Source organism: Bacteroidia bacterium (assembly GCA_027493955.1).
Classification (GTDB): Bacteria; Bacteroidota; Ignavibacteria; order SZUA-365; family SZUA-365; genus JAOSJT01.
Genome location: JAOSJT010000001.1, coordinates 3,112,791 through 3,126,450, shown reverse-complemented (window position 1 = coordinate 3,126,450; position 13,660 = coordinate 3,112,791). Strand labels below are relative to the sequence as shown.

Sequence of the window (13,660 nt, the reverse complement as noted above, 5' to 3'; positions counted from 1 at the left end):
CTTGCTAAGGATTGTGCCGATGCGATACATGCCGCAGCTGCTCAGGCGGCATGGCGCGAGCATCGGGAACAGCGTTCGGATAAAGGCTCCGTTGACTGTCCATAACTATGGACTACATTCCAGATCAATGCTCGTAAATCTGGACATAGGTTCTCATGTATTTATCGGTCGTGACTGCATGTTCGATCTCCAGGCGCCACTCTGCATCGAGGACAATGCCACGTTGTCGCATCGCGTCATGCTGGTCACGCATACGGACGCGGGTGAAAGTCCGCTTTCATCGACGAAAATTCCTCCGACTTCCGGCTCAGTTTGTATTGCTGCAGGGGCCTATCTGGGGGTAAACGTCACTGTGCTGCAAGGCGTCACCATTGGTAAGCGAGCTATCGTTGGTGCAGCTTCATTGGTCCGGAGAGACGTCGCGGCAGAAACCATTGTAGCGGGCGTGCCTGCGAAAGAATTGGGAAAGTCCTGACATGACAACAATTGTTCAGACTGCATCAATTTCGCAGAACCGTAAGCCATGGGGCATTATTGCCCTTGTACTGTTGGCGGTGTTCATCAACCATTACTTTGGTACGAATGCGGTATTCATTACTGCCGGCTTCGTAACAGTGACATATCTGCTGTTTTTCAAACGTAGTGTTGCGGAGTACAGCACCTACGGACTGGTTCTATGGTTCGCGGCCGGATACAGGGCGTTCTCTATCGGGGGCGGGTATATGCTGCACATGCTTGATATCATTCCGCTGCTTCTCATCGTGCTCTGGATACGCGGTGATATACCGGTTGCCTCCTCTGCGCTGCATCCGGGCTTCCTCAAGAAAATGAGCACAAGAAGACTTTTTATTGCGGGTATCAGTTTATACGGATTGGTAATTGCGATGTTGAATGGTATTTCATTGCAAAGTGCAATTATGGTTATGAAGAATTTCCTCATTCTCATTCCTATGACCATACTTCTGCCGAGAATATTCCATCAGAAGCAAATTACGTCCGGTATTATGTGGTCCCTCATGATAGCCGGTCTTCTAATAGCGATCCCGGGTATTCTGGAATACAATCTTGGTATGTTCGCGGCGGGTTCTTCGTACAGCGATGGATTCAATAGGGGTCTGTTTAGTTTCTGGGGCGCGACAATGGCTGTGCTTGTGCTCACGCTTTGTTTCCAGTCTCACTGGTTTCTCTGGGGTGAAGTGAGAAGTAGTAGAGATCGCCTTCTTCTCCTCGCCTCCGCTGCGATTCAACTGTATGCCATATATATCAGCGGCACACGAAATATATGGATCGCAATATTGTTGATTTCCAGTGTGGCCTTATACGTACGGCTCGGCGCTTGGAAGGCGATGATTGCCATCCCGGTTTTCATCGCTCTGCTTTCCTATGCTCCGGAAGAGGGTGTAAAGCGCATGGAATCATTCTATTTCCTTCACGATACCGATCAATTCGGCCGTCAAGATACACGATGGCTAGACTCGAGTGGTGCCGACAGGGCCGAGCGCATGAGTAATGCGGTGAATTCCATGGTCGAGCAGCCGCTCGGGAGAGGCTGGGCGCATGCCGGGTGGGTGCATAGTGATATACTTTCAATAGGAGCGGAATTAGGGGTAATCCCGGCACTTCTGTTTCTGTCGCTGCTGCTCACGACAACCATCAGGCTGCTTATCAAAGCGAAGCGCTGCGAACGGAGTGAGCAGTTTCGCTGGCTGACCTATGTCGGCTTCATGATTACGAATATTATGCTCTTCTCTTTCGGTGGAGTCACGTGGATCATACAGTATGCGCTCCCGGCATGGTTCACCTGGCTGCTGTCTGAATACCATCTCTATCATGACCGATATGAGGCGAATGCCTGACCTGACCGTTCTCATCCCATGCAGGAACAACAGGGCCTATCTGGAAGCACTTATCCCCACCTGCTCATGGGCCGATGCCGTGTTTGTGGTGGACAGCTTCAGTGAGGACGGTAGTGGAGAGGCGGCCGTGTCCCTGGGTGCTCAGGTGTTGCAACATGAATATGAGAATTCATCACGTCAGAAGAATAGGGCGCTCGATCTCATACGAACGGAGTGGGTTTTTCAGATCGACACGGATGAAGCGATGGAGTCGGGACTGGAGAATGAAATTCTCGCTGTAATCGCCAATGCAGGTAGCGAGATCTCAGCTTTTCGCTTACCCAGGAAGAACCATTACGGCCCGCATTGGTTACGCCACGGTGGACTCTATCCCGACTATCAGACGCGGTTGCTGCGAACAAAGCGCTGCCGCTGGTCCGAGCGGGAAGTGCATGCCCAGGTGATAGTGGATGGAGAAATCGGCACCCTTCGCGGTCATATCATCCATCATGGTATGCCCGGCATAGCGAAACAACTCTCCAATCTCGATCGCTACACGAATTACGAGCGCGATGAGTGGCTGAAGACCGGGAAAGCCATTGCGCCGCATCGCCTGCTGTGGCATCCGCCGCTGGTATTTGCCTATCGCGCCTTCTGGCGGGGCGGCATACGCGACGGCTGGCGCGGCGTGGTTCTGGCAATGTACGCCGCGTTTTACGACATGGTGCGCATCGCCAAGCTCCTCGAGCACACAGATGATCATCCCACGCCGTAGAGACGTTGCATGCAACGTCTCTACAGGGGAAAAAACGATACCATGACGCATAACCCCACCCCGCACCGCCTCTGCGTGCTGGAATGCAGCGCGGATATGGGCGGTGTTCAGCACAGCACGCTCAATTTGTTGCGCTGTCTGGACCGCACCGTTTGGGATGTTGTTGTTGTGCTCCCGCTAGAGGGGCCGCTGACACAGGAGCTGGGAAAACTGGGTCTTGCCTTTCAACTGCTCCCCATGAGACCCCTCGCATCCACCAGCCGCTGGACCGACGGCTTGCAACGCAGACCCGCGCCTCTGGCCTGGTTGCGCAATGCCCTGGCGCTTGTAACGGCGCTTCCCGCGCTTGTTCGTTTACTGCGTACGCTGCGCGCGGAAGTGCTGTATAGCAAAGGACTGCAGTCGCATTTACTGGGCGGTCTGGCTGCGTGGATAGCCCGCATCCCCTGCGTGTGGCATGTACAGGATGTGATTTCCGAGCGGCATGCCGGCATCAACGTACGAATCATGGATTTGCTGGCTGCTTGCTTCGCTACAAAGCTTATCGCGGACGGCCGGGCTATCGCGGGGCAATACTCCCAGCGAATACGTGGGCGTACGGAAATGATACTGAATGGTGTGGATACCGGGTTGTTTGAGCCGGGTAACTCGCCGCAGACACGCGGTGAACTGGGTATACCGGAACACGCGCTGTGCATTGGTCATGTCGCCCGTGTCACGCCATGGAAGGGTCAGGCCGCCTTACTGGAGGCCTTTTTGCTTTTGGCGGGGCGCCATCGGGATGCGCAGCTGCTGTTTGTGGGCGGGCCCCTGTTCGATGGAGAACAGTATATGCGCGACTTGCAGGCGACAGCGCTGAGAAGTGACTACGCGCAGCGCATTCATTTCACCGGTTACAGAAGCGATCTGCCGGATCTGTATCGCGCCATGGACATTTTTGCCTACCCTGCTCTGGAAAAGGACACCAGTCCCCTGGCCTTGCTTTGCGCTCTGGCCAGCGGTCTGCCCGCAGTGGGTTTTGCCATAGACGGCGTGACGGAAATCGCGGATGCAGGCACAGGTCTGCTTACCGTGCCGGTGGGCGACGTAGCTTCCCTCGCGACAGCGCTGGAATCTCTGCTGAGCGATGCCGCGCACCGCAAGGCAATGGGAGAGGCGGCACGTAATATGGCCCTTCGTCACTTCGCGTTGCCGGAATATGCAGGGAAATGCGAACAGGTGTTGCTGTCGGTACTGCGATGAAGAAGTGGAAAAAGGGAGGAGGAGACAGTACCAGGGCAGGTAGTCGCAAGAAGATCCTTTTTGTCCACAATGCGCGCACAAGCTTCGTCAGGGACGATTTGGAGATCCTTTCGGCGGAATTCGCTGTGGAGGAGTTGTACGTTCCTTCACCATTCGTTATCCGTCCGCTACGGCTCTTTACGCATGTGCGAAACTCGGACGTGGTGTTCTGCTGGTTCGCAAGCTGGCATACATTGCTGCCGGTACTGTTCGCGCACTGCTTGCGTAAGCCCTCGGTGCTTGTCACCGGCGGCTATGACACTGCCAATGTACCCGAAGCCAATTATGGCTCGCAACGTGGAGGGATCAGAAAGTGGCTCGCAAATACCGTGTTGCGGAATGCAACCCGGCTGATAGTAAACTCGGAAGCCGCTTACCGCGAAGCCGCAGCCATAGACGGGCTGGAGTCGTCATGTATAGATGTGGTGTATCATGGTGTTCATGCTGTTGCGTTTACACCGCATGCAGCAAAAGAGAAACTTGCACTGACCGTCGGCGGAGTCTGGCGCGAAAATCTTCATCGCAAGGGATTACTGCCTTTCGTACGTCTGGCCGGGGAACTGCCGGATTGGAACTTCGTGCTGGTAGGGAAATGGCAGGACGACAGTATAGAGACACTCAGGGCCGAAGCGGGGGACAATGTATATTTCGCCGGATTCGTCGGCGAGCGGGAATTGCATGACTATTACGCGCAGGCCTCTGTGTATGTGCAGTTGTCCTTGCACGAGGGCTTCGGTTTGAGTGTGGCCGAAGCCATGACGGCGGGATGCAGACCCCTGGTAAGCAATGCGGCTTCACTTCCGGAAGTCGTGGGAGAGCACGGTGTAATCGTGGACCTCCACGATCATGCGGCCTTATCCGTGGCTTTGCTTCAGGCGCATGCCGCGAATGACGAGCAGCGTAAGGCAGGAGCTGAGTGGGTAACATCGTCCTTTTCTATGCAAAAACGCACTGTTGAACTCACCAACATAATCAAGAAACTCTGTGACTCATCAATTCGTGGTTGATGCTGCATACTCATCCCTTCCCTGCGCTTGTCTACGGGCAATAGTCTCTGATTACACCATTATGTTAATTATCGATTTCACGGTGTTACATTGAAACGGCAATCAACACCTGTCATCGTTCTCGGATTATTGCTACTGTCCGGGCACAGTATTCTTGCTTTGCTCTACAGCGTTAAACTTCCCTGGGGTGGCGATGAGTGGTACACTGGGAGGGGGAGCAGTATCATGGCTTTGCCATATACTGCGGCGGTATTCCTGTTACGTCAGTTTCTTGGTGACGTGAATGCCGAAAACTATCTGCTGTATCGGCAGATCGGTCTGCTTTGCATCCTCGCCACGATATTGTACCTCTCGCTGGGTATTTCTCGCACGAAAGACGAGGCATACAATCGGTACCTGTACTTCGGTATCTGCTACCTCGTCTGTTCCAGCTTTGCCCTTTATCAGGAGCAATTGTTCCGTTACTATTCCTTTTACGTGCTGGCGGCATTTGTCATCTTCGGGACGCTGTACGTCGATCATGTGCGCGGTGTGTACAAACGAAAGAAAGTACTGCTGCTCTTGTTGACCGCGCCCTTTCTGCACATGTTTCTGTTCTGGCAGCTGGCCGTGTTTTTTATTCTGACGGAGCTGTCACGTGCACCGAGAAAGCAGAGGTCCCTGCTCATTCTGAGTACGGTCGTACTGGCAACACCGTTGCTGCTGTACTGGGGAGATATTATGGGAGCATTGCTTCCCATGCTCGCTTCGGACATGCACGCCACGGGTATGCAAATGCGTGGCTTCTCTCTCTCCCTGCTCATCAAGCCCGTGTATGCTGTGTTCCAGTTCTTTTTCGGCACAGAACTGACGCCCACGGAGAATGGCTTTGTCATATCGGTGTTCGCATTGCTCCTCTTGTTCCTGCTGTGGAAACTCTTGCAGATCTGGCGGGAAAACCGCGCAATGTTCGTCTTTCTCTGTACAGCGGGTTTCATCCCATTTTTCGGCATGTACTTGTTTCTTGAGCCTCTGACCTTGCCGGGGTCTACACAGTTCGAGTCCAAACATGCGATTTTCGCGTTGCCGTATTTCCTGTTGCTTCTGTCCTGGTCTCCACCGTCGGTTTCGCGATGGCGGCGGTATATCGTCTATCTCCCATTGCTCCCTGTGCTCTACGGTCTCTTCTTCGACTTCAACGTCGCGCGAGCGGATTGGCCGGCCATCGCGGAAGAGGGACGGCGCGCTGTGGCACATGGCGGCGTGATCGTCCTGGATGGTCGCGCGGACAAGACGTTTCGCTTTTACTTGGGAGAAGACGGGGAGAGTGCCCGCATTCTGTCACTGGATGAGTTTGCTTACGGGGGGGCGGACCTGAACTTGCCCGGTGAGCTGTTCCTTGTGCTGAATGACTGGAAATCCTATCAGGCACTTTCCATGGAGCAGAACTGGAACAGTGGCGTTGCCAGCACGGGCAAGCTGCATGCTCTGTCCGCCGGCCTGGAAGTGTTGCGACAACATGGGTATCGCAGTGTCTGGAGCAGCGGCGTGTACCCGACGTATGCATACCGATACGAGAAACGCATTACCGGTGAGAATCCGGGATTTATTCCCCGGCCACCGGAAATCATGTATCGCGATCTCGTCTTCCCGATTCATCACAAAGGCCTGACCTTGCCGGGTTTCACCCCGCTGCGTATCGGGGATAGCTTGCGTCTTGACACGGGTGCATCGTCACGGGAAATCTTCTTCATGCTGCGTTGCGGGCAGGATTTGCCGCCGGGCACAGTAATAGGGTTTGTCTCTGTCGATGGGGAAGAACGGGAACTCCGCCTCGGAGCGATGTCGGGTAATTCCTTTGCTGATCGCTTCAGTCGTGGTCTGCAGAATTCAGAGCGCTGGTACACCTGGAGCAAGAGGCCGGTGGTGACCGGCAGTCTCGCGTATCCGGGATCACTGTGGCCCGCGGTAGGGCATGTGTATCGGCTCTCCCTGGCAGGGAAGGACATTATTCTCTGCGTAACGCAGCCGGATGTTCACATGAATATCTTTCAGACTTTGTACCGGTGATGTGGTTGAGACGGTTACCAGTCTGGGCGATTGTCTGTGTACTGTTGCTTGTGCCGCTTGTAACGGTCATCGCTTTTGACGTTACAGGAATTTCCGCTCGCTGGGGCGGTGAATCTTCGGATTATGTGGGGTATTCTCTCCCATTGGGTCAGAGTCTGGCACAGGGGAAGGGCTTTATGCTCGATGGTGAGTTCTCGTCGATGGCCCCGGGTTTTCCCTTCATCATCGCCGCGACGATAGGGTTGTCGGATTCTTTTGGTCTTCCCTTCGATCAACTGTTCTCCTGCATCCTCGCCTTGATGCTCGGATTTTCCGCTGTGGTGCTTTTCCAGCTTGCAATCGGGTTGTTCGGAAAAATTTCAGCATTGCTCGCAGCCCTGCTCTGGCTTGCGTATCCGTTGACGGCCAGCTTACTGCTGCAGCCATTGAGTGAAACGCCGTTTGTCCTCGCACTCGTGTTGGCGGTGTTGTCGTATGTACGGGCTGTGGAGGACGCTTCCGTCAGATGGGCATATCTGTTCGCTGCGTCACTCCTGCTCAGTGTGAGCATGTTGTTGCGGCCCATAGCGGTAGCACTCCCCTTCGTGTTTGTACTGCATTTGCTTGTCCTGCGTAAATGGGCATTCCCCGCAAGGATCAAAGCTGCGTCGGTGTTGCTTCTGTTCGTTGTCCTGTGCCTTCTCCCCAATCTGGCCTGGACGTCCTCCTATGGTCAGCCACGTCTGTTGCCTGGAGGAAACGCCGTAGCGAGCATACGGGATGGCCTGACCTTTGGCGTAGAGAAGCTTTCGTACAGGGAAGCAGTGCATGTACCAGAGGGCGTAAGATCATTGATGCTCCGCTATGCGGCTGAGCAAGCGACAATGCAGTCTGTACCTGAAATCACCTCCACTGTGCTGCGGCTGGCGGTCGAGTATCCAATGGAAACGCTGCAGCTTGCCGGAATGAAAATAGTACGAAGTTTGTACGGAACGGATAGCGGCAGAAACGAAACGCTGATGATTCTGATACAGCTCGTGTTTCTGCTTCCCCTTGTGTGGGGTGTTTACCGTCATTTCCGAAGCTCTGGTATTCAATGTATTTCGGAGTCGCTGTTCATAATTCCCCTCATATTTGTCTACTTCTGGGGCATGACCTTTCTCGTGCTGTCAATAGTGCGATACATGGTGCCGGCAATCACTCTTCTCTTCGTGTTCCTTCCGGCAATCTATTCTAAGGACGAGCAACCGCTTGAGGCGGTCGCACCATACATACCAGGGCAATAAATCATGAGTTGTAAGTGAGTACAGAGCAAGTACCGTTGCGCACTTTGGTGACTATCGTCATCCCCTGTTACAATGAGCAAGCAACCGTTCGCGAGCTGGTGGAGACGGTACGACATGCCGCACTCCCCTCGCGTTGCCTGCGCGAGCTGATCCTTGTTGACGATTGTTCGACGGATGATACCGGTCCGATTTTGGCATCGCTTGCGGATGAGGAGACAAGAGTGTTTTCTCATGACAAGAATCAAGGAAAGGGTGCGGCTCTCAGAACGGGATTTTCTCACGCACGGGGCGACATTGTGTTGATACAGGATGCCGACCTCGAGTACAGTCCGTCGGAGTATCCTCGCTTGCTCAAACCGATTCTGGAAGGGAAGGCGGATGTGGTGTATGGTTCACGTTTTCTGCCCGTAGGGGAACATCGTGTCCTGTATTTTTGGCATTATCTCGGGAATCGCTTTCTGACCACGTTGTCGAATGTCTTTACAGATTTAAACCTCTCCGACATGGAAACCTGCTACAAGGTGTTTCGCAAGGAAATCATTGACAAGATTCGCATAGAAGAGAACCGTTTCGGCTTCGAACCGGAAATCACCGCCAAAATTGCGAAACAGCGCTGCCGAATTTACGAAGTCGGAATCAGCTATTACGGAAGGACTTACGAAGAAGGGAAGAAGATCGGCTGGAGAGACGGTGTGCGGGCGCTTTGGTGTATTGTCAAGTATAATATTTTCCGCTGAACAGGCCGCGGTTTCTTCCAACAAGACATGCCCGACGTTTCTGTCCTGCTCCCGCTGCGCAACGAGGCGCACTTTCTTGATCGCATTCTCACAGCGATAAACGCACAGGTTTATACGTCTGGCAGTATTGAATTTCTTCTTATTGACGGGGCATCCACTGATGGCAGCAGGATTTCGCTTGAGACAACCATAGAGTTACATAATCAGTCGCTTTCATTCGGAACCGGGAGGACGCTCCGCGTTTTGGAGAATCCTGCGACCTTCGTTTCGCATGCATTGAATGTTGGCCTCACCTCGGCGACCGGTGATATCATCGTCCGCTGGGATGCGCATACCGAATACGATGTGCATTACATCACGCGCTGCGTTGGGGCATTGGAACACACCGGTGCCTGGAACGTAGGCGGCCCCGCACGCACAAAGGCGACGGGCTATGTCCAACGTGCCATTGCGGCCGCATATCACTCGCCCTTCTCGGTGGGAGGCGCGCGCTTCCACGATGTGGACTACGAGGGCTATGTTGACACCGTGACCTACGGCTGTTGGCGCAGACAGACCTTGCAGGACCTGGGTGGCTTCGATGAGGAACTGGTCCGAAATCAGGACGACGAGTTGAACCTGCGTATCATTCGCGCGGGTGGCACCATTTATCAGTCACCGGAAATAGTATCCTGGTACTATCCGCGATCACGGCTGCGTGATTTATTCCGGCAGTATTTGCAATACGGATATTGGAAAGTACGCGTCATACGCAAGCACAAGCTGCCCGCGTCTCCCCGCCATCTTGTTCCAGTGCTGTTTGTCCTGGGTCTGTTCGGAGGTCCGCTCCTCGCCGCTCTCTGGTCGCCGCTGCTGTGGGTCTACGGCGGTGCCGTGTCGCTGTATACCGCGGCGAATCTCTTCTTTTCCTTCAAAGCCGCGAGAGAACATGGCATGGACCTGCTTCCAGCCCTTCCCGCGACCTTCGCCTGCTATCACATTTCCTATGGCCTGGGTTTCCTCATGGCCTTGCTGCACGCGTTGCTCGGCATCACACAGCCGGGACGCCTTTTCACCGGGCTGAGCAGGTGAGGGCTTCGTGAGTTTACGCGCTGCGCGGCATATCGGAAACGTGGAGAAACATCTTTCGGGGCAACTTGCCTTCGTCACGAGAAATGCTGTTATAATGGAGTGCGACGTATGAATGCGGCTGAGCTCCAACGCCTACGCGAGGTCTACGACGCGTATCGTCTCGACGCGCGCAAGCAGCGCTCCTGGTCCTCCGCGAATGCGGGTAACCGCGCTATGGGCATGGAGCGCGACGGCGCGTTGCGAGAATTGCTCGCCGCAACGCAGGGGGCCTCACCCGCGCCTGTTCTCGATATCGGCTGCGGTGCCGGAAATGTGCTCGCTACCTTGCATACGATGGGTTTGCCGCAAGAGATATTATACGGTGTGGATATCGATGCTGTTCGCATTCACCAGGCGCATGAGCGCTATCCGGCCATGCACTATGCACTGGCAGAGGGCTCACGTCTGCCCTTAGGCGACGGGAGCGTACATACCGTGTTGCTCTTCACCGTGCTCTCATCCATACTCGTGTATAAAACGCGATCGGCCATAGCTCGCGAGGCTTTGCGCGTATTGCGACCGCAGGGGAGCATCATTGTGTACGATTTCCGCTACAACAATCCGCGTAATCCCTTTGTCCGGGCCCTGAACCTGCAGGAAATCCGCGCCCTGTTTCCCGGAACCCGCCTGGAGTGCAAAACCCTCACGCTTTTACCTCCCCTCGCGCGCTCGCTGGGTCGCCTGACCAACGCGCTCTATCCCGTGCTCGCGCGCATACCTTTTTTGAAATCCCACCACCTCTGCAGCATCCGTCCTCTCTGAATCAGTGTCTCCGCACGCATAACGGTACGAGGTGCGTACGGTAATCAGGTTAACACGACAGCATTTCGAGATAAACAGATCAAAGAACATCCAGAGCGCCATTGCATCTTCGTGCTCAACATTTCAAGACAAGTCGGTAAAAGCGCCGCAGAGACGCGAACTCGCAGAGAGACTCTATCCCATAGCGCGAAACATCCGACGTACTTTCCGACACTGACACCATGCACATCCCCTTTTTCCGTTTCCTCCCCGATCCCGACGCCCTCGCTGGCATTGAGGAATGCCTCCAATCCGGCTGGCTTACCACGGGACCCAAGGTAAAGCAATTCGAGCAGGACTTCGTCAACGCGCTCGGAAACCCCGAGCTCCATGCCGTGGCCCTCAACTCCTGCACAGCGGCCTTGCATCTCGCGCTTGAAGCCATCGGCCTCAAACGCGGCGACCGAGTCCTTGTCCCCACCATGACCTTCGCCGCCACCGCCGAAGTCGTCCGCTACTTCGATGCCATCCCCATCCTCTGCGACGTCGATCCCGACACCCTGTGCATCACCCCTACGACCATCCGCGCAGCTATATCCCAAGACCCCTCCTCCTCCCCTCTCCCTACCGGGAGAGGGGCCGGGGGTGAGGGCAGAGGGGCCGGGGTGAGGGCCGTTTCTCCGCAATCATCCCCGTCCACTACGGCGGACGGCCGTGCGATCTCGAGGGGATTACCGCTGTCGCCAGCGAAGTTGGGGCGGAGGTCATCGAAGATGCCGCGCACGCATTCCCGGCCGGGTGGAGAGGGAGCGTAGCGCAAAGCGCAGAGCGCGTAGCGCCAACTTCCCGTACAGACCATGCGGATACCGGCGAAACAGCAGAATCTGAGAACGCTACGCGCTCCGTGCTGCGCGCTACGCCTCCCGCTCACCGCTCTTCGCCTCTCAGCAATCCCATACATTACGTCGGAAACAATACATCAAAAGTGTCCTGCTTCAGCTTCTACGCCAACAAGACCATCACCACAGGGGAGGGTGGCATGGCGGTAACGGCGGATGCGGAGTTGGCCGCGCGCATGCGGCTGATGTCGCTGCATGGCATGAATCGCGATGCCTGGAAACGCTTTACCGCCGACGGAAGTTGGGATTATCACATCGTCGCTCCAGGTTTCAAATACAATATGACGGACGTGGCGGCGGCGCTGGGACTCTCGCAACTGGCGAAGGCGGAGCAATTCCGTCTTGAACGCGCTCGCATCGCGTCCTTCTACGACGACGCCTTCGCCGATGTGGAGGAAGTGGAAACGCTGCCGCAGAATTCCGCGCTTCTGCACGCGCATCACCTCTACGTCATCAAACTGCGCCTCGACCTTCTGCGCATCGATCGTGCGCAGTTCATCGAAGAAATGAAACAGCGCGGCGTGCTGTGCTCCGTGCATTGGCGTCCCCTGCACATGCATCCGTACTATGTAGAGAGCTATGGTTACAAACCGGAGGACTTCCCCGTCGCGGCGTCACTCTGGCCGCGGCTGCTGTCCTTGCCGATTTACCCGGGTTTGACAGACGAAGAAATGGCTTATGTCGCCGAATCGGTTGTAGAAATGCTGCGTCGCGCGCGGTTGTAGAATACTCTCCTGATTGTACACCGCATGCAGCGCCTGATAGACATTCTCGCATCTTCGCTGGGCCTGATACTGCTTGCGCCGGTATTTATCGTTATCGCCGTATGGATCAAGCTCACCTCGCCCGGGTCGGTTCTCTACAGGGCCACGCGCACGGGCAGGAATGGCGTACCATTCGCATTGTACAAATTCCGCAGCATGCGCACGGATGCCGACCGTATCGGTTCCGGCATCACCAGCGCCGGCGATACGCGCATCACCCCGGTGGGACGTTTCTTGCGCCGGAGCAAGCTGGACGAATTGCCGCAGCTCATCAATGTGCTCAAGGGCCAGATGAGTCTCGTTGGTCCCCGCCCCGAGGATCCGCGTTTTGTCGAACACTATCCTGAACACCTGCGGGATATCCTGAAATACCGTCCCGGTATGACGAGCCCCGCATCGATCGCCTTCCGCAATGAAAATTCATTGCTGACAGGTGATAATCACGAGAAATTATATATCGAGCAGATACTTCCCGAGAAGCTCCGAATCGATCTCGCATATTGTCAAAGCGCTACCGTCCGCTCAAATATGATGGTGGTACTTAAAACACTATTGTGATTTCCTCCCCCGCTCTCCGCTTGCGGAGAGGGGGCCGGGGAGAGGCCGGGGGAGAGGCCGGGGGAGAGGCCGGGGGTGAGGCCAAAATCGCCTCCAACACCATCTCCGGATGAGCCAGCACCAACTCATTCTGAAATCTCAGCACGCGCAAACCGTACATACGTAATACGTCATCTCTGCCGGTATCATACTCCTTCCTGCTTTCATGAATAGGGCCATCCAACTCGATGATGAGCAGCAGCTCGCGCGAATAGAAATCCGCAATAAAGAACGATTTCTTTCCGGGCACTTCATAGAATACTGCACGCTGACGATAGAATTTGAATCCACCGCACTTCCTGTTCCTGAGCAAATCCCACAGAAAGAATTCGGCCTTTGTCTGACGTTGTCGCAATTCCCTGCAACGTTGTAGTGCGACTTGAGCGAGAAATTTTGTTGGCATGTTTTCTCCCAAAAACATATTAAAAAAATTAGAAATTCTGCTGATGCACGGAAAGTCGGAAAATTCTACGGTCAATTCCCTCCCCCTCCCCCTCCCCCTCTCCGCAGCGGCGTAAAGATCAGATGCCGGAAGCGGAGAGGGGGGCCGGGGTGAGTGAGGCCTGGGGTCCTGCACTGTGTTTTACTTCTTTCACTCTT

General features: G+C 55.0%; 14 protein-coding genes. 13 read left to right on the top strand and 1 reads right to left on the bottom strand.

The features are described 5' to 3' along the window. The first annotated feature begins 178 nt into the window (after positions 1–178). The 13 genes from M5R41_11915 (at position 179) to M5R41_11855 (ending at position 13,021) form a co-directional block, all read left to right on the top strand. On the top strand, positions 179–475 hold the full coding sequence (locus M5R41_11915) for an acyltransferase (GenBank protein ID MCZ7557095.1): 297 nt from the start codon (positions 179–181) through the stop codon (positions 473–475). Position 476: 1 nt separating this feature from the next. Then, positions 477–1,856: a hypothetical protein gene (locus tag M5R41_11910; protein MCZ7557094.1), complete on the top strand. Its 1,380-nt coding sequence runs from the start codon at positions 477–479 to the stop codon at positions 1,854–1,856. Next, on the top strand, positions 1,849–2,610 hold the full coding sequence (locus M5R41_11905) for a glycosyltransferase family 2 protein (protein MCZ7557093.1): 762 nt from the start codon (positions 1,849–1,851) through the stop codon (positions 2,608–2,610). Before M5R41_11910 ends, M5R41_11905 begins: the two co-directional genes overlap by 8 nt. A gap of 9 nt (positions 2,611–2,619) precedes the next feature. Next, positions 2,620–3,852, top strand: coding sequence for a glycosyltransferase family 4 protein (locus M5R41_11900; protein MCZ7557092.1), 1,233 nt, complete (start codon positions 2,620–2,622; stop codon positions 3,850–3,852). After that, positions 3,849–4,898, top strand: a complete 1,050-nt coding sequence (locus M5R41_11895; protein MCZ7557091.1) for a glycosyltransferase family 4 protein — start codon at positions 3,849–3,851, stop codon at positions 4,896–4,898. Before M5R41_11900 ends, M5R41_11895 begins: the two co-directional genes overlap by 4 nt. A 225-nt stretch (positions 4,899–5,123) precedes the next feature. Then, positions 5,124–6,947 (top strand): hypothetical protein, encoded by a 1,824-nt coding sequence (locus tag M5R41_11890; protein ID MCZ7557090.1) that lies wholly within the window; start codon positions 5,124–5,126, stop codon positions 6,945–6,947. A 5-nt stretch (positions 6,948–6,952) separates the two neighbouring features. Next, complete coding sequence (locus M5R41_11885) at positions 6,953–8,212, top strand: glycosyltransferase family 39 protein (GenBank protein ID MCZ7557089.1); 1,260 nt, start codon at positions 6,953–6,955, stop codon at positions 8,210–8,212. A 14-nt stretch (positions 8,213–8,226) separates the two neighbouring features. After that, entirely contained in the window at positions 8,227–8,949 is a 723-nt protein-coding gene (locus tag M5R41_11880; GenBank protein ID MCZ7557088.1) for a glycosyltransferase family 2 protein, read from the top strand. A 27-nt stretch (positions 8,950–8,976) separates the two neighbouring features. Beyond that, positions 8,977–10,020, top strand: coding sequence for a glycosyltransferase family 2 protein (locus tag M5R41_11875; protein MCZ7557087.1), 1,044 nt, complete (start codon positions 8,977–8,979; stop codon positions 10,018–10,020). Positions 10,021–10,128: 108 nt separating this feature from the next. Then, on the top strand, positions 10,129–10,821 hold the full coding sequence (locus M5R41_11870; GenBank protein MCZ7557086.1) for a class I SAM-dependent methyltransferase: 693 nt from the start codon (positions 10,129–10,131) through the stop codon (positions 10,819–10,821). Positions 10,822–11,042: 221 nt separating this feature from the next. Then, positions 11,043–11,615, top strand: coding sequence for a DegT/DnrJ/EryC1/StrS family aminotransferase (locus M5R41_11865; protein ID MCZ7557085.1), 573 nt, complete (start codon positions 11,043–11,045; stop codon positions 11,613–11,615). After that, positions 11,531–12,424, top strand: a complete 894-nt coding sequence (locus tag M5R41_11860) for a DegT/DnrJ/EryC1/StrS family aminotransferase (protein ID MCZ7557084.1) — start codon at positions 11,531–11,533, stop codon at positions 12,422–12,424. The genes M5R41_11865 and M5R41_11860 overlap by 85 nt, the downstream gene beginning before the upstream one ends. 24 nt (positions 12,425–12,448) lie before the next feature. Next, entirely contained in the window at positions 12,449–13,021 is a 573-nt protein-coding gene (locus M5R41_11855; GenBank protein MCZ7557083.1) for a sugar transferase, read from the top strand. Here the strand turns inward: M5R41_11855 and M5R41_11850 are convergent. Then, positions 13,005–13,463, bottom strand: a complete 459-nt coding sequence (locus tag M5R41_11850) for a DUF559 domain-containing protein (protein MCZ7557082.1) — start codon at positions 13,461–13,463, stop codon at positions 13,005–13,007. The two genes, M5R41_11855 and M5R41_11850, sit on opposite strands and share 17 nt — an antisense overlap. Positions 13,464–13,660 lie beyond the last annotated feature (197 nt).